The sequence below is a fragment of the Aeromonas sp. MR16 genome, from assembly GCF_022549315.1.
GTDB lineage: Bacteria > Pseudomonadota > Gammaproteobacteria > Enterobacterales > Aeromonadaceae > Aeromonas > Aeromonas aquatica.
Genome location: NZ_JAKZFK010000008.1, coordinates 111,388 through 128,112 on the forward strand (window position 1 = coordinate 111,388; position 16,725 = coordinate 128,112).

The 16,725-nt window shown below is 59.2% G+C and carries 10 protein-coding genes; 6 read left to right on the forward strand and 4 right to left on the reverse strand.

The genetic code is table 11. The features are described 5' to 3' along the window. Nucleotides 1-418: 418 nt before the first annotated feature. From MM194_RS08585 to MM194_RS08595, 3 genes are all read left to right on the forward strand, one after another. Nucleotides 419-2,311: a PTS fructose transporter subunit EIIC gene (locus MM194_RS08585; RefSeq protein ID WP_241343325.1), complete on the forward strand. Its 1,893-nt coding sequence runs from the start codon at nt 419-421 to the stop codon at nt 2,309-2,311. 244 nt (nt 2,312-2,555) lie between these two features. Further along, on the forward strand, nt 2,556-2,843 hold the full coding sequence (locus MM194_RS08590) for a hypothetical protein (protein WP_241343326.1): 288 nt from the start codon (nt 2,556-2,558) through the stop codon (nt 2,841-2,843). 142 nt (nt 2,844-2,985) lie between these two features. Continuing rightward, on the forward strand, nt 2,986-3,783 hold the full coding sequence (locus MM194_RS08595; RefSeq protein WP_241343327.1) for a hypothetical protein: 798 nt from the start codon (nt 2,986-2,988) through the stop codon (nt 3,781-3,783). Between the two features lie 163 nt (nt 3,784-3,946). Here the strand turns inward: MM194_RS08595 and MM194_RS08600 are convergent, their stop codons facing one another. From MM194_RS08600 to MM194_RS08615, 4 genes are all read right to left on the reverse strand, one after another. Further along, a complete protein-coding gene (locus MM194_RS08600) occupies nt 3,947-6,232 on the reverse strand; it encodes an Ig-like domain-containing protein (protein WP_241343328.1) in 2,286 nt (761 codons plus the stop codon). Between the two features lie 363 nt (nt 6,233-6,595). Next, nucleotides 6,596-7,453 carry an aldose 1-epimerase gene (locus tag MM194_RS08605; protein WP_241343329.1) on the reverse strand — a complete coding sequence of 286 codons (858 nt, stop codon included), beginning with the start codon at nt 7,451-7,453 and terminating at the stop codon, nt 6,596-6,598. Then, entirely contained in the window at nt 7,450-8,901 is a 1,452-nt protein-coding gene (locus MM194_RS08610; RefSeq protein ID WP_277605081.1) for a sugar porter family MFS transporter, read from the reverse strand. Before MM194_RS08610 ends, MM194_RS08605 begins: the two co-directional genes overlap by 4 nt. A gap of 71 nt (nt 8,902-8,972) precedes the next feature. After that, nucleotides 8,973-12,251 (reverse strand): DUF5107 domain-containing protein, encoded by a 3,279-nt coding sequence (locus MM194_RS08615; RefSeq protein WP_241343331.1) that lies wholly within the window; start codon nt 12,249-12,251, stop codon nt 8,973-8,975. A 119-nt stretch (nt 12,252-12,370) separates the two neighbouring features. Here MM194_RS08615 and MM194_RS08620 point away from each other — a divergent pair, with 119 nt between their 5' ends. The 3 genes from MM194_RS08620 to MM194_RS08630 all read left to right on the forward strand — a co-directional run bounded on the left by MM194_RS08620 (nt 12,371) and on the right by MM194_RS08630 (nt 16,415). Further along, on the forward strand, nt 12,371-13,585 hold the full coding sequence (locus MM194_RS08620; RefSeq protein ID WP_241343332.1) for an ROK family protein: 1,215 nt from the start codon (nt 12,371-12,373) through the stop codon (nt 13,583-13,585). A gap of 185 nt (nt 13,586-13,770) precedes the next feature. After that, nucleotides 13,771-14,052 carry a hypothetical protein gene (locus tag MM194_RS08625; protein ID WP_241343333.1) on the forward strand — a complete coding sequence of 94 codons (282 nt, stop codon included), beginning with the start codon at nt 13,771-13,773 and terminating at the stop codon, nt 14,050-14,052. 566 nt (nt 14,053-14,618) lie between these two features. Beyond that, nucleotides 14,619-16,415: a DUF262 domain-containing protein gene (locus tag MM194_RS08630; protein ID WP_241343334.1), complete on the forward strand. Its 1,797-nt coding sequence runs from the start codon at nt 14,619-14,621 to the stop codon at nt 16,413-16,415. Nucleotides 16,416-16,725 lie beyond the last annotated feature (310 nt).

Consider the following 16,725-nt stretch of genomic DNA (forward strand, 5'->3'; position numbering starts at 1 on the left):
GTTGGATTAACACAATCCGGCAGGGCGGCGACTCCCCTCGTCGCAAGCCGTCATGCCCATGGGTCATGGGGTCGGCTTTTGCCAAACGGCTCACATTTCAAGGCCAGGTCGGGGCGCACAAATCTCCATTCAGACGGTACCGCCCAGGGTGATGGTGGCCCTCGTCGCGTTTTTAATCCATGACCACCTCAAAACTAACTAACTGTTTTAAATTGAATTTATCTTCCATTCGTCAGGTTTTAACCCACACACCAAAATGCGAGCAGAGTCACAGGCCGAGGGCATTGACACAAAACTCCAGTAAAGGGCACATATGTCCGATTTCGGTGAGAGGGGTTGGACGAAACAATAGAGGGGTCAATCGTTTGCTCCATCCATGAATCACCTCACCAAGGCTCGCAGGAGCCAGGAGACACCAATGCTCACCTCCTTGATAGATGAAGGACTGATCTGCCTCGACCTTGCCGCTCGCGACAAGCAGGGGCTCTTTGTCGAGCTGGCTGCCCAGCTGAAAAAAAGCGGCAAGATAGCCGATCAGGATAGTTTCGTGCGCGATCTCTGGGCACGGGAGAATCTCGGCAACACCGGTTTCGAGCAAGGTGTCGCCCTGCCCCACGCCAAGAGCGAGGTGGTGATGGCCCCCGCCATCGTCATCGGCATCAGCCGTCAGGGGATCGACTACGGCGCCGAGGATGGCCTGCCCTCCCGCCTGTTCTTCATGATTGCCTCCCCCACCGGCGCCGCCAACCACCATATCGAGGTGCTGGCGGAGCTCTCCACCAAGCTGCTGGAGCCCGATTTCATCCCCCGCATGCAATCGGCCACCAGCAAGGCCGAGGTGCTGTCACTGCTCTCGGCCACGGGCGGCGCCAAAGCGGCGCCCTCACCGGTGAGCCGGGCATCTCAAGTCAGTGCCCCCGAGCCCCAGGATCGCAGCATCAAGGCCCAGCTCGGCACCCTCAAGCAGCACCTGCTGTTCGGCACCTCCCACATGATCCCCTTCATCGTCGCGGGGGGCGTGCTGCTGTCGCTGTCGGTGATGATGAGCGGCAAGGGCGCCGTGCCCGAGGCGGGCGTGCTCAAGGACATGGCCGACATGGGGATAGCGGGGCTCACCCTGTTTACCGCCGTGCTCGGCGGCTACATCGCCTACTCCATGGCGGACAAACCGGGCCTGGCGCCCGGCATGATCGGCTCCTGGATAGCAGTGCAGCAGTTCCACACCGGTTTTCTCGGTGCCATCCTGGTGGGCTTCATCGCGGGCCTCATCGTCAATCAGCTCAAACGCATCAAACTACCGGACTCCATGAGTTCGCTCGGCTCCATCTTCATCTATCCGCTGATCGGCACCTTCCTGGTGTGCGGCATAGTGATGTGGGTGATAGGCGCCCCCATCGCCGCCATGATGGACGGGATGAACAACTGGCTCTCCAGCATGGCAGGCTCCGGCAAGGTGATGCTGGGCGCCATCCTCGGCGGCATGACCGCCTTCGACATGGGTGGCCCGGTCAACAAGGTGGCCACCCTGTTCGCCCAGACCCAGGTCAACACCCAGCCCTGGCTGATGGGGGGCGTCGGCATCGCCATCTGCGTACCGCCGCTCGGCATGGCGCTGGCGACCCTGCTCTCACCCAAGCGCTACAAGAAGGAAGAGCGTGAAGCGGGCAAGGCGGCCGCCATCATGGGCATGATCGGCATCAGCGAGGGGGCCATTCCCTTTGCCGCCGCCGACCCGGTGCGGGTCATCCCGGCCATCGTTGCGGGGGGCATAGTCGGCAACATCACCGGCTTCATGATGCACAGCATCAACCACGCCCCCTGGGGCGGCTGGATAGTGCTGCCGGTGGTGGAAGGCAAGATGGGCTATATCCTGGGCACAGTGCTCGGCGCCCTGACCACGGCCCTCATCGTCAACCTGCTGAAAAAGCCGGTGACCGAAGAGGAAGAGGTAGCCACCCCGGATGGCGGTTATGACGTCATCGAAGCGGAAGGTGAGGCAGAAGTGCTCGCCATCACCGCCTGCCCCTCAGGGGTGGCCCACACCTTCCTCGCCGCCAAGAGCCTGCAAAAAGCGGCCGCCAAGGCCGGCATCAAGCTCAAAGTGGAGACACAAGGCGCCAACGGCATCATCAACCGCATCACGGCAAAGGACGTGGCGAACGCCCGCTGCGTCATCCTGGCCCACGACGTGGCCATCAAGAACCGGGAGCGCTTCAATAATATCGAAATTATCGATGTTAAAACGAAGGATGCTATCCATAATCCAGATGGATTATTGGCCCGCACCCTGGCAAGCAGCAAGGTGGCCTGAGCCACCGCCGACTGACATGACGAGGGGCCGCAAGGCCCCTTTTCTTATCTGCGTGGTCGGTGCCCCATCGTTGAAAGAACGGGCGGACAGGGCCCGCCTGTCAATGACTTTGCTGACCCAAGTGGGGATGGCTGAGACGGCAGCTCGCTCGATAGCATATGGGCTTCTGGCTGGCTGCAACGAGATCGTATTTCCTATCTCATCGACACGGGCACAGCCTTCGTATGATGGAGCCTTGAACCGCATGCAACTGAGCGAACTGTTTCTTACCCTGGCGGGTCTCGCGACCGCTGGCATCATCCTCTGGAACCGATCTACCGGCCAGCCCGACTGGGAGGCGCTGCCCACCCTGCTGGAGTATCTTCGCCTGCACCCCGAGTGTGTCACCGACGATGACGAGAATGCCCGCTGTTATGCCTGCGGCTCCGACAAGGTGCTATTTCACCCCCTCACCGGCACCGGCGATTACCGCCTTCGCCACACTTGTCTGTCATGCGGCAAGGCGTTGTTTCGCAGTAGCGCCATTCTCTGAGCGCAGGAACGTGGCCATGCTAATTTGCCCACTCCCAGAGTTACGCTGGCGATCGGGGTCGCGACGTCACCGAAACGCTTGTGTCGGTAAAAGCCTTCAAGACAGCGCTGACTATTCAGGTGAATAAAGGAGAAAGGGATCAATGGAATGGGATTTGGCGACTTTGCACAGACGCTGGCTTAAAAAACACCTGCGAGAGCTGCGAGCCGCGAAAAACGAAGAGGAAGAGAAAGGGGGAATGCTGCGTTTTGTCGGCATTCTATGCGCTCTGATCCCCTTGCTGACGGCAACTGTGTACTTTGTGGGAATGCGCTATTACCAAGGTTACCTGGGGCAATTCAGACTGGACTCAACAGAGTTTTCTCCATCCGCCGATATCACGCTTTTTACCGGTTTCTTTCTGCTAATTCAGCTGCTTTTACCCTATGTAGTTCCATTACTCGCTGCGCTAGGAACTCTGTTTCTTGCTCTCTTTATCATGCTGTTTGCCGTGAAGTGGCGGCTAACACTCTCCTGGTGGGTTATTCGCTTCTTTGTGTTGTGCCCCCTCGTGCTGAAGGGAGGGAAAATCGCCAATAACTATCCAGCCCCCTTTACCTTCAACGCCATGCTCTGGCTCGGAAACTCTATTTTCAAGCTCGCTGTTTTTGTCGTGCCTCCCTTGCTGGTCATCATGGCATCCGAACACATCAAACCCATGGGGGAAGAGCTGGCCCGCAGCCAGATCGAGAGAGTTGAAACAGGCACCTGGCCGATGAGCGAGGCCCATAGCCAGTCGCCCCTGTTGGGGGATGAACCCCATATCCGCATCGCCTGCAATGGCAGCCATTGTGCCTATCGCCTCAAGGGAGGCGATACCCTGATCCTGCGCTTCGATCAGATTGAGCAGACCCGCTATCAGCTCAAAAAGCCCTCCCAAGATGAAGCGAGCCGCCCCTGAGGTGACCCACTCACCGTTAGCCCGGCGCCCTTTGCCATCGCCATAAAAAATCCGGAGCCAGTTACTGGCTCCGGATGCTTGTCCCTCACGGGCGGTCGGCATCGGCCGTGTCACCCGTCTGTTCGCGGCTCGATCAGATGAGCGCGACTGGTACTCCGCCGGCTTAAGGGGTCGGCTTGACCAGTGTGTCGAGCCCGCTCACCACCAGGGTACCTCTGCCTCCCGTCATCTTGTGGAAGTTGGTGCCCTGCTGGGAGGGGTTATCAGTTCGGGCCAGCAAGGTGGCACCATTGTTGTAGTTCTTGATCTCGGTGGCGGTGAGCGACCGATCCGACAGCACCAACAGCAACACCCTAAACTCCCGCTGCGCGGTGGTGGCGCCTGGCACCCTGGGCTTCTGGTCGGCCGGGATAAGTGCATAGGCGTTCAGACTGGCCGGATCCGTCATCTCGGCGGAGTCCATCAGCCCCATCAGATAGAGCTCGATATCGGCGTAGTTCGCGCTCACGTTGTTCAACTGCCCGACGATACCCAGCTCGTTGCCCCAGTGACCCGGATAGCTGCTCGGCACCACCCAGTTCGCCCAACGGTGGGTCATCTCGTGCAGTATGGGGCCATAGGCCGAGGTGGAGAGGTACTTCTTCCTGTAGAGGAAAGAGATGCCCTGCAGCTTGCCGTCCGAGTGGAAGTCCGCCGTGTTATCAAACAGAGAGAGCCCTATGCCTTCGACGTCGTTTCTGGCATGAGTGAACTCGCCGGTGGGCATGCCCGAGGGAACCTCCTCGTTGTTCATCACCACGGTGATGAAGTCAAACTCGTCGCGGAACTGGTTGTAGACCTGCCCGGTCAGCTCCTTGAGGGCACTCTGCCCCTGAGCTGAATTGATGGAGGTCGCATTCCAGAACGCGAACGCCTCCGGGCTCAGTTGCAACGAGGCAATCTGGTTAAGCATCGGCTCTATGATGATGGATGCCGGTTGCGTGACCGACAGCTGCGCCGCCGTGCTGGCGACACCGCCCATGCTGGCGGTGATGAGCGCCAACCCCTCGGTCAGGCCGCTGGCCTCCCCTCGACTACCATCCACATTACTGATGGTCGCCACTGCGGGCGCATCGGAGTGCCAGGTCAGGGTAGTGTCGCGGGTCACATCTTGTGAGCCACCGTCAGAGAGGGTCGCCATGGCCTGGAACTGCTGCCGGTTACCGATGGACACCGACGCCGTCTGCGGGGTGACCGCCAGACTGGTCACCACGGCGGATGACACTGTCACGGGAGCCGATGCCGTGAAGGGCGTGCCATCGATCGTCCCGCTTGCGGTGATGGTGGCGACTCCCGCCGCCTGGCCCGTCACCAGACCCTTGCTGCCTTCGAGACTACTGACGGTCGCGACTACCGGCTGGCTGCTGTGCCACTGAATGAGGGGGTTGTCGGTGACGTCAAACGACGTCCCATCGGACAGATGTGCAATGGCGTTAAAGAGCGTCTGCAGCCCCACCGGGACCGTTCCGTTCGCCGGTTGCATCTCGAGCCGAATGACAACGGCCGAGCTCACCCTGAGCTGCTCGGTCGCATTGAAGGAGACACCATTGACTGTTCCGCTTACTTCTATGGTGGCACTCCCTTGTGCCAACCCGGTAACCAACCCGGTGTCGCTGATGCTCGCCACCGCCGGATCGCTGCTGAGCCAGATGATGGATTCATGATCGGTCACATCGATGGGGGCACTGCCATCCGACAGGCTGGCAAAGACACTCATCTGCGCATTCAACCCCATCGGCAGCGGATCTTGCGGGGCATGGATATCCAGCCCGGTGATCACGGCATCCGTCACCTCCAGCGGGGCCGAGGCCTGGAGCGGTGTGCCATTGGACGTGGCGACGGCCTCGAGGGTCAGGATCCCGGTCGCCAGTCCGGTGGCCACCCCTTTGTTGCCCTCTTCGTTGCTGACAACCGCGCGGCTGTCATCACTGCTGTGCCAGCTCAGGGCCGAGGCGTTGGTCACATCCCGCGATTGGCCGTCGGAAAAGGTGGCGATGGCCATAAAGGACTGACTCAGGCCCACTGGTACGGTGGCGACAGATGGCGTCAACTGTAATTCACTCACATAGGTGTCGATGACCTCCACCCTGGCGGTGGCGCTGTATGGCTCGCCGTTGGCGGTGCCTGTCGTGGTGATGAGCGCCGTCCCCGGGCTTATTCCCTTGGCGAGCCCATCGTCATCTATGGTGACCACTGTACTGTCGCTGCTGCTCCAGACGATGTTGGGATGCGATGTCACATCCTGCACCATGCCATCATCCCAGATAGCCATAACCTGAAACTGCTGCTCAAAACCGACGGGGACCTTGGCCTCCCCCGGGCTTATCTGCAGCGAAGAGAGGGGATGAGCGTCTTCCGTTGAGCCCCCCTCATCGTCATTACCACACCCCAGCAGCGCAAGGGCTGTCAATCCTATTATCAAGCACTTGCCTAATGTCATTGTTCACTCCTCCCTAAAGCACTCCCTTACCCGGTTCACCCACGGTGAGCCGGTGCTGCCTCTCGCGGCAGCGATTTGAACCTTTCGCGGAGTAGAGCAATGGGCCCTGCCGCCGTCCATCGAAAGTCGCGGCGCATTCAGAGCGGGTTAAGAAAGGAGATAAGGACAGACCAGTCCGGGGATGTCGGCCGGCGCTGGCGTGAAGGCCGAGACCGGGATGACCCCGGCCGTCGGCTCACCGGCCCGGGAGATGGGTCACCAAGGCACACGTTATCCGATGTATGAGCCGAAGCCCTTGCGGGCCTCTAAATGGGGATGGGACGAGGCACCGACTCATGGCGTCGCCAGCAGGCTGATGGTCATGCCGAGGCTCATGCGATCGCCGCGCGTCAGCAGCCGCAGACCGGGGTGACCGGCCATATGGTGGGCGTTGGCGGCGTGACTCTGGGGCTCAAGGCAGACGAAGCCGCTGCCCTCGTCGGGCTGATAGAGCATCAGGAAGCCGCCATCGCTGGAGATCTGCAAGCGTTGATAGCGGCCAGGATGCTCGATCTCGGCCTGCCCGCGCCAGCCGCCATAACAGTGGTTGAGCCAGCCCTGTGGCCGCCGCCACTGACGAAAGTCGAGGTTGGGCGCCAATGCACTGCTCCAGTGGGTCGGCAGGTGATCCGCCCCCTCCTGCCAGACCCCGCTCGCCAAAAAGCGCAGCCGGGTCTGCTCATCGCGCCAGAAGAAGGGGTGAAAGCCCGCGCCATAGAGGCAGGGCGCCTCCCCCAGATGGGTCAAGCCGATGCGCGCCACCAGGCTTGCCCCCTGCAGCCGATAGTCGATCTCCGCCAGATAGTGAAAGGGGCCGTTATGGCCGGTGAGCTGCAGCGTCACCGAGCTGCCGGTCTGCGCCACCGTCTGCCATGGCCGCAGCCACCCCTCTCCGTGCAGGAAGAAGTCGGGATCGGCGTCGCTCTCGGGCAGGGGCTGCGCCTCCCCCCACAGCTCGAAGCCATTGCCCGCCACCCGGTTGGCCAGCGGCAACATGGGAAACAGGGCGCTCTGCCCCGGCTGCCAGGGGGCCTCGGGGTCGGTGTCCCGCAGCAGCGGGCGCCCTTTGTCATCCTCCAGCCCCAGCAAGCAGGCCCCCTGGGTTGAAACCCGCATCCGAAGATGCGGGTTGTTCAGGTTGTGCACCTTCATGCAGAGGTGCTCGCCTTGGCCTGGGTCAGCTCCACCTTGCCCTGGGCCAGCTGGGCTTCCAGCGCCTCCAGGGTCACGCCCTTGGTCTCGGGCACCTTGCGGTAGATGAAGATGAGGCCGGCGAAGCTGATGAGGCCATAGAGCAGGAAGCTACCCGCGGCCCCCAGTCCGGCATTGAGCAGCGGGAAGGTGTAGGTCAGCACGAAGCAGGCGATCCAGAGCGCCAGGGTACCCGCCGACATGGCCAGACCCCGCACCCGGTTGGGGAAGATCTCCGAGAGCAGCACCCAGGTGACCGGCGCCAGGGTCAGGGCATAGATGGCGATGGCCGCCAGCACCAGCAGCAGCACCGGCAGGCCCAGCACGCCGCTGGCGTAGGCCGCCGCCATCATGCCGTAGATGATGGTGAGCCCCGCCGAGCCAATCAGCATCAGCTTGCGGCGGCCGATCTTGTCCACCATGGGCAGCGCGATCAGAGTAAACAGCAGGTTGATGAGGCCGGTGGCGACGATGGACTTGAGGGTGCTGTCGATGTCAAAGCCGGCGGAGGCGAAGATCTCCTGCGCGTAGTTGAAGATGACGTTGATGCCGCACCACTGCTGGAACACCGCCAGCACTATGCCGATGATGAGGATGGGGCGCACCGAGGGTTTGCCGAGTTCTGCCAGGGAGACCTTGTGGGTCTCCCCCACCAGGGTCTGGCGGATCTCGGCCAGGGTCTGTTTGGCATAGGCATCGCCGCCTATCTTGCCGAGCATGCGGGAGGCCTTCTCATACTGCCCATCCTTGGCCAGCCAGCGGGGGGATTCCGGCACGAAGAACATCAGCACCAGAAACGCCAGGGCGGGCACCAGCTCGGCGCCGAACATCCAGCGCCAGCCGGACTGACCGTTCCAGGTCGCTAGGATATCGGCCTGGGTCGCGCTGCTGGCCACCGGATCGGCGATCATCAGGTTCACCAGCTGGGCCGCCAGCACCCCCAGGACTATGGTGAGCTGGTTGATGGCCACGAACTTGCCCCGCTTGTCGGCCGGGCTTATCTCGGCGATGTACATGGGGGAGAGCGCCGAGGCGAGACCAATCCCGATGCCGCCGATGATGCGATAGACCACGAACAGATCGAAGTTGCCGGCCGCGGCCGTGCCCCAGGCCGAGATGGTGAACAGGACGGCCGCCAGGATCAGCGGCTTCTTGCGGCCAAAGCGATCGGACGACCAGCCGGAGATGGCGGCCCCCAGCACGCAGCCCACCAGCGCCGAGCTCATGGCCCAGCCGGACTGGGCCGGATCCGTGATGGCGAAATAGGCCTCATAGAAGGGCTTGGCCCCGCCTATCACCACCCAGTCGTAACCGAACAGCAGGCCACCGCAGGCGGCCACCAGGCAGATCATCCAGATGTAGCCCATATTGAGCCCACCCGTATCCATTTGATTTCGCGAACTTTTCATGACTCACTCTCGCTATCTTGTGATTGTAGGGTACTGGGGCGCTCCGCACCGTGGCGGAGCGCCGGTTTTTGTTATGAGTGGAGCTGAGATTGGCGGCAGAGCAGGCTGAACAGGTGCCCCTTGTCATGGGCCGGGTTCAGGGCGAGCAGCTCGCGCAGGCTCTGCTCACCGCGCGCTTGCTCCCCCAGCCCCAGCTGGCCGAGGGCCAGCACCAACAGGCAGTGCTGGCGGTGTTTGTGCTGGGGATCGTCATCGAGCACGATGAGATCGGGCAGGGAGACGGCGAAGAAATCCGCCCCGACCCGCTCGTCCATGGCCTGCCCGGCCCAGGCCACCATGCCCTCGAACAGACGCTGCGCCTCCTGCTTGTGGCCGAGGCGGGCCAGCGCCATGCCCCGATAGAAGAGGTAATCCACCGGCTGATCGTTGTAGTAACGGCTGGCCCCCAGCTCACCCTGACCGAGGCAGGCCTGCCGCAGACATTGCTCGGCCAGACTCTGCTGGTCGCAGGCGAGGTGGCAGAGCGCCAGCAGGTAGTGGATGTCGTTGTCGCTCTGCCCCACCAGGCGCCCCTCCCCCAGGTTGAGGGGATAGTGCAACGCCTGCTGCAGCAGCGGTATGGCCTGCTCATGCTGCCCTTGCGCCATCAGTGCCAGTGCCCGGCGCTGCTGGTTGATGAGGTACTGGCCGGTGACCCTGCCCTCGCCCCCTTCCCAGGGGTGGAACTGGCGCAACCGCAAGATCTCGGCCGCCGCCTCCAGTCGACCCTCGATGTGCTGGAGACTGAGCAGCTCGGCGGTCAGATCGTCGCGCTTGAGGGCCACCTCCCGGTGCGCCTCCAGCAGCGCCAGCCGCTCGGCGGGGGCCATGGCGCAGCGCTTGTGCAGCTGATCCAGCTCGAACAGCAGGCGGGCATCGTCCGGCTTGAGCGCGAAGGCGCGACTCAGGCACTGCTCGGCCGCCGCCAGATCGCAGCTCTTGTTGAAGTGATAGATGCCGAGGTTGCGCCAGGCCGGGGCAAACTCCGGGGTCTGCTCGCACACCCCTTGCCACAGGGCGATGGCCGGCTCATAGCGGCGCTTGCTGTAGTGGAAGCAGCCGAGCAGGTAGCGGGCGAAGCCGCTGTGGGGCAGCCGCTCGAGCATGGCCACCTCCCCCAGGGTGTTGGGGAAGCGCACCTTGCTGGCAAAGGCCCGCTCGGCCCGCTGCAGCAGCCCCTCTTGTTGCTCCCCTGCCGGCAGCAGGCTGGCCTGGAACAGCAGTGGCAGGCTCTCCTCCACCGGCAGCGCCACCAGCAGCGCCATCGCCAGCTCGGGACGACCCAGCTCCAGCAGGTTGCTCGCCAGGAAGCAGAGGTTCACTCCACGGCCGTTGCACAGGGCCCGCAGCGCCTCGAGATCCGCCGCCTGCCCGCTCCCCTGCCAACGCAGGAAGGCGAGCTGATAGTGAAGCGGGTAACGGACCCGCTGCTCGTCTATGTAGGCGAGAGCCGACTCCCGCTCGCCACACTCCAGCAGCGCCAGCCCCTTGAGGGCGATGGCGCCGTAGTGGGTGCCGTTGACCGCCAGGCTGCGCTCGACAAATTGCAGCGCCTGCACCGGGTCGCGGCGCACCATGGCGATGCGGGCCAGGCCGAGGAAGCCGGCATCCCGGCCGTTGCCGCTCCAGGTCGCCTTGTGGAAGTCGTCGAAGGCGGCGTCCAGCAGGCCTTGGCGCTCCTCGATATGGGCGCGCAGCAGGCTGGCCTTGCCGCACTGGGGGTTCTTGTTGAGGCGATGGGCCCGGGTCAGCGCCTGGTTGGCGTACGCCAGCGCCTGCCCATAGTTGGCGCGGTTGTACTCCAGCGTCGCCAGCGCCAGGTTGCAGCGATAGTCGCCCCCGTCCAGCGCCAGCGCCCGCAGGTAGTAGTCAAAGGGGGAGCGGCTGGCGTGCAGGTACTGCTCCAGGTGCTGGCCGATGAAGTAGAGCTCATCGACCGAGTCGAGATCCGCCGCGGCCAAGGGTGCCGTGGCCGGATCCGGCAGGGCTTCGCCTGCGGGCTGATGCTCGAGATAACTCAGGATCGGCTGGCCCTTCTCATCCAGCAGCCGAACCTGCAAACGTCCCTCGCTAGTGATGGCCTGCGGCTCAAGCCAGGCCTGACCCGGTTGCAGATCCAGAGGTTGCGTAAACAGCACGCCCCCCTCGTCGCTCACCTCGAAGCGCGCCCCGCCCAGCGGCGCCACCGCGTAGACGCCGCACAGCAGGCCGTCATCGGTGCGCTCCAGCTTGATGGCGGCGCGGGTGTTGGCGTTTTGCAGGGTGCCCAGGGTGTTGTAGGGCAGGAAGTTCTGGACGAACACCTTCTCCTCCCCCGCATCCAGCCAGGTGAAGTCGGGCTGGTTGTCGGTATAGACCCCGGTCATCAGCTCGATATAGGGGCCGTTGTCGTCGGTCAGGTTGCGATCCCAGGCCAGACCGAAGTCGCAGTTGCCCCAGCTCCACTGCTTCTTGCCGGGGGAGACGTGGTGATCCGCCACGTGCAGCAGGCCGCCCCGCTCGCCATGGCAATAGGCGCCGACGAAGTCGTAGTCTGACTTGTCCGCCATGTAGGAGGTGGGTACCGGGATGTTGCGGTAGCGGGAGATGTCGACCCCGGCGGAGTAATCCACCTTGTAGTAGGTGCCGCGGGCGATGGGGAAGGCGCTCACGTCGCGCTTGCCGTGGTCATAGACGGCGGTGACATCCGGCGGGAAGACGCTCTGGTGATCGTCCCCGCCCTTGACGGCCGGGTTGGACCACCAGAGGAAGTGGCGCGGGGTGTCGTTGCCGTTGAACACCTTGCCGGTGATCTCGATCAGCGCCTTGTCCGGGTAGAGCGTGAAGCCGGCCATCACCTGCAGGCCGCGCATCGCCTCCACCTCGCCAAGCCAGACGGTCTTGGCGCCGCCCTCCCGCTCCTGGATGCTGACATCCACCGGCATGAAGGTGGTGGGCCTGTGGTGCTGGGGCCAGTTGAACTCGATGCCGCCGGAGATCCAGGGCCCCACCAGCCCCACCAGCGCCGGCTTGATCACCTCGTTGTAGTAGACAAAGTCGCGCTGCATCACCTTGTCGTAGGCGCGGTGGATGCGGCCCCCGAGCTCCGGCAGCAACATCACCTTGATGAAGTCATTCTCCAGCCAGACCGCCTGATAGGACTTCATCTGCTTCTGACCGGTGAGGGTGTCGATCACCCCATAGGGATAGACGGCCCCCGAGGAGCCCTGATAGACCCGCTTCTCGAGAAACATGGGGTTGGGATCTTCGGCACCGACCTCGTAGGTCGGCAGGGTGACGGCTTCGACCCAGACTCTTACATCAGTTCTCATCAATCTCGCCTCATTCAACATTTATTAGTAAACGTTTGGATGAGGCCAGTTTAGAATGGTCATTACAGCGATTTTTGCTTAAAGATCACGCAATACAGTAAGCGGAGTTTAGTGAACAGATGATCGTCGGCCTGAACAACCAGAAAGTCCGCCACCACAACAAACAGGTGTTGCTGGCGCTGCTCTACCAGCTCAAAGAGGCGAGCAAGTCCACCCTGGCTCGCCACTGCGAGCTCTCCATCCCGGCGGTCAGCAAGATCCTCGACGAGCTGGTGGCCGACGACGCCATCAGCCACAGCGAGCAGAACCTCTCCCTGCGTGGCATCAACGGTGGCAGCTACCGCATCGCCAGCGGCAAGGGGGCCATCCTCTGCCTCAACATCAGCCCCACCAGCCTGGAGAGCATACTGGTGGACAACCTGATCACCCCGCTGGATGAGTTCAGCGGCCAGAAGATAGCGCCGCAGACCCCGGATGAGCTGCTGCGCCTGATCGAGGCGCACTACTACCAGCACAAGCGCCGCCACAAGGGCCTGACGATCCGGCTGGCGCTGGCGGTACACGGCCAGGTCAATCCGGCCACCGGGGTCTCCCAGACCATGCCGCAGGCCCCCTGGCACGCGCCGGTCGAGCTCAAGTACCTGCTGGAGGAGCGCCTCGGCTGCGAGGTGATGGTGGACAACGACTGCATCATGCTGGCGCTGGCCCAGAAGTGGCAGGGCCGGGAAAATGGCGGGGATTTTTGCGTCATCAACGTCGACTACGGCATCGGCTCCGCCTTCATCATCAACGGCCAGATCTACAGGGGCTCCCTCTTTGGCAGCGGCCAGATAGGCCACACCATCATCAATCCGGACGGCAGCGCCTGCGCCTGCGGCCGCTACGGCTGCCTGGAGACGGTCGCCTCGCTGTTTGCCATCAAGAAGCGGGCGAGGGTCTTTCTCAAGCAGCAAGCCAGCGCCGACAACCCGGCGCCGGCGGGCGGGGAGCTCGACACGGCCCAGCTGCTCGCGCTCTACCATCAGGGGGATCCCATGATCCGCGCCCTGGTGGACGAAGGCGCCCGCGCCATTGGCCTGAGCCTCTACAACTTCCTCAATATCCTCAACATCAACCGCATCTACCTGTATGGCCGCAGCTGCGACTTCGGCGAGCCCTGGCTGCAGACCATCATCAGTCAGACCGGCGCCAACCCCTTCGATTGCAGCGACGCCGTCAATGCGACCCAGCTGCGTTTCGGCGAGCTCACCCGCCCCCAGCAGGTGATGGGCATCGGCTATCTCTACGTGGAGCGGGCGCTGGCGCGGCGTGACGCGGCAGGCTTTAGCCAGTGACGCTTCTTGCCCCGACAGATGATGCTGATTTCAACCAGGGAAACTTGCCGCCCCTTCCCCCGGCAGATAACCCGGCAGATAAAAAGTGAGCCCGCTCCCGATTGCAGAACTCCGTATGGGGAGTAGGAGAGCCAAGTGGAGAGGAATATGATGAGCGCACCATCCAGAGCAGGAGCCAGTGCATCATGACAGCCCAGCGTGAACAGCAAAAACAGAGTGAACAGCAGGAGCAGAGCGAAATCCATCCCTGCGACCAGTGCGGGGAGCGCACCCGCCATATAGTGGTGCTGGTCCCTCGCGATCACAGTCAGGACATCATGCCCAAAGACCCGCGCAAGGCCTTCTGGCAAGCCTTTCGTGCCAGCACCCTCACCAACTGGGCATTCGGCTCGACTCTGGCCTATCAGACTACCCATGTGCGGCATCTGATCTGCGAGCGCTGCGGCGAGAAATTTCTCGAGTATTGAGCCACCTCTCAAGACCGGATCATCAAGCGGTTGGCTAGTCTGCGGCAACTAGGGCCAGTCCAGCGCAAGCCAATCACACCACGTGCACAAACAATTTGTTGATCCCGAGCCGGTTTTCATCGGCTCAACCTGTTATCCCCATATACCATTGGTTAAAATGCTTCAATTGGCTACCAATGCCATGGTGGAGTCATATTCATGACACAGATCTGTCACGCCATTGCAGGTCAATCACAGGTAAAAAAAAGCAGGCTGAGGGCTGGAACTTAGGGGCGGTAACCATTACTAAATGGAAAAATAATGCTTTCATGAAAGTCCGGTTACGCTGTGCTAGTCAACCCTTCAACCATAATCGAAGCGGAATGCAGGATATGGCGAGTTTAAAAAAGTAAGTGTGAAAACTTCAACTCATCTATGTCGTCATCATTCTAGTACTGGGATAAGCGCCAAAAATTGTTATTCGGGGTCTTCAAAAAAGTCAAAATAGTGATATTGTAGCCGATAGAAAACAAATGACTTTAGAAAAAACATACTTCTTTATTTGACTGACTATTTAGGGGGGGAATATGGCTTCACTTCAACAGGAATTAACCGTACGCGGTGAGCAAGTTGAAAGAATATTTATTAACTATGTCGATAAAAAATACACTGTTAACCGTCGATATCAAAGAAAATTGATATGGACAATTGAAGAAAAGCAAAACTTTATTGACTCTATAATTAATGGGTTCCCTGTGCCAATAATTCTTTTGGCAGATCCAAAGGGCAACAGAGAAGGGTCCTTGGAGATCATTGATGGAATGCAACGCATGGATGCAATAACATCATTTATAAATAATGATTTTTCTGTAAGAGATACCTTCTTTGATTTGAATACATTTGCCACTACAAAAGACTTGCTTGACAGGGGGGTTCTTATACAAAAAACTCCTGTCATGGCAAGGGAAGATTGCCTTTCTATCGCAGCTTATCCTGTACCACTATCAATCTATGAGTTTGCAGACGGCGAATCCGTTGATGAAGTTTTCAGACGAATAAACTCAGGTGGTCGCCAATTATCTAGGCAAGAATTACGTTCTGCTGGAGCTACAAATTCATTTGCTGATTGCGTAAGAATAATATCCTCACGTGTGAGGGGGGATACGTCAAACTCTAATATTCTTTATCTTAATTCAATGAAGGAAATCAGTATTACGAATAGAGACTTATCATACGGCATTAATGTGGATGAGATTTTTTGGGTAAAAAATAATATTTTAACAAAAGATAATATCCGCCAAAGTCGTGATGAGGAGTTAGTTGCCGACTTAATTTCCTATATGGTCTCTGATACCCCTATAGCGTCCAGAACCGAACTTTTTGATGACTACTACGGAGCAACATACCCTCTTCAGGGTGTCAGTCTTGAACGATTTGATGGTATGGATCAAGCAATTCGTAGACGCAATCCAGACCTTGTAGATTTAGACTATCAAAGGGTGCATGACACACTGTCTCTTCTCTTGGAACATGCAGGTGTTTCATTTTCAACTCTCCTTTTCCCAGAAAATAGTACAGGTAACCCAGTGCCAAGATACTTCCAAGCAGTATTTCTGGCCATGCATGACCTAATTGTTCGTAGGGGAATGACTCTCTCTGACATTAATGGCGCAATAAATGCTCTGAATAACAAAGGGAAGAATATTGTTATTCAGGAAGGCGGTCGATGGGGGGCAGATAATCGAGCCTCAGCTGTTAAATCTGTAATGGGAATGCTTCTTCAGTATTTTGAAATTGATAACAATCCAGACCCAGCCAAAGTCCATTGGGTTACCAAACTGCAAAACTTGCTGATGAATTCAAAGACTGAGCAGCCTGCATATGACTTCAAGCAAGGTTTTATAGAACTTTCTGATAATCCAAGGTTTGATGAACGGTCTTTCGATAAAATATTAGAGACATGTGCTGCAATATCTAACATCCAAAGGGGCCATAAGGGATACGTAATAGTTGGTGTCGCGGACAAAAGTGCAACAGCTCTCCGTGTTCATGAACTTTTTGGAGTAAAGCCGATAACTTTTAACAACTTCCAAATTACGGGGGTTGAGCATGAAGCTGAGCGATTGGGTAAGACTTTAGATCAATTTTTCCAACTCATTACAGATAAAGTAAAAAACTCTGACCTATCTGAACCACTGAAATCATATGTAAACTCACATATGAAATGTGTTAGTTATTTTGATAAGACTGTATTTGTTTTTGAAGTAGAAGGACAAGAGCAACCATCACTGTATAGAAAAAAATATGTCGAAAGACAAGGTAACCAGGTTATTGATGTTGAGCCTGAAAAATTCCCTTCTTTATTTTCAAGGTTTAATAAATAACGTGGAAATAAATGTTAATATACTGGGATATAAGAAAAAGGTTATCTATATTCCTTATAAGACCGTAATTTTTTATTGAGTTCATCTGCTTTGTTTGACTAATTCCTAGCACCAACTTAACCGATACGCAGTGAAGTCCAACCTCTGCTCAAAACAGCCACCCCGGCGCTTCTACAGCGCCAGGGTGGCCTGCTGCAACCAAGCCCATTTCTCCAGCTTGCACTCCCCCAAGCTCCCCTGATGACAGCCATTTATGTGCGCTGGCTCACATCTCGCCCCATCATCTACCCTCACAAATTTACAGAAGAAG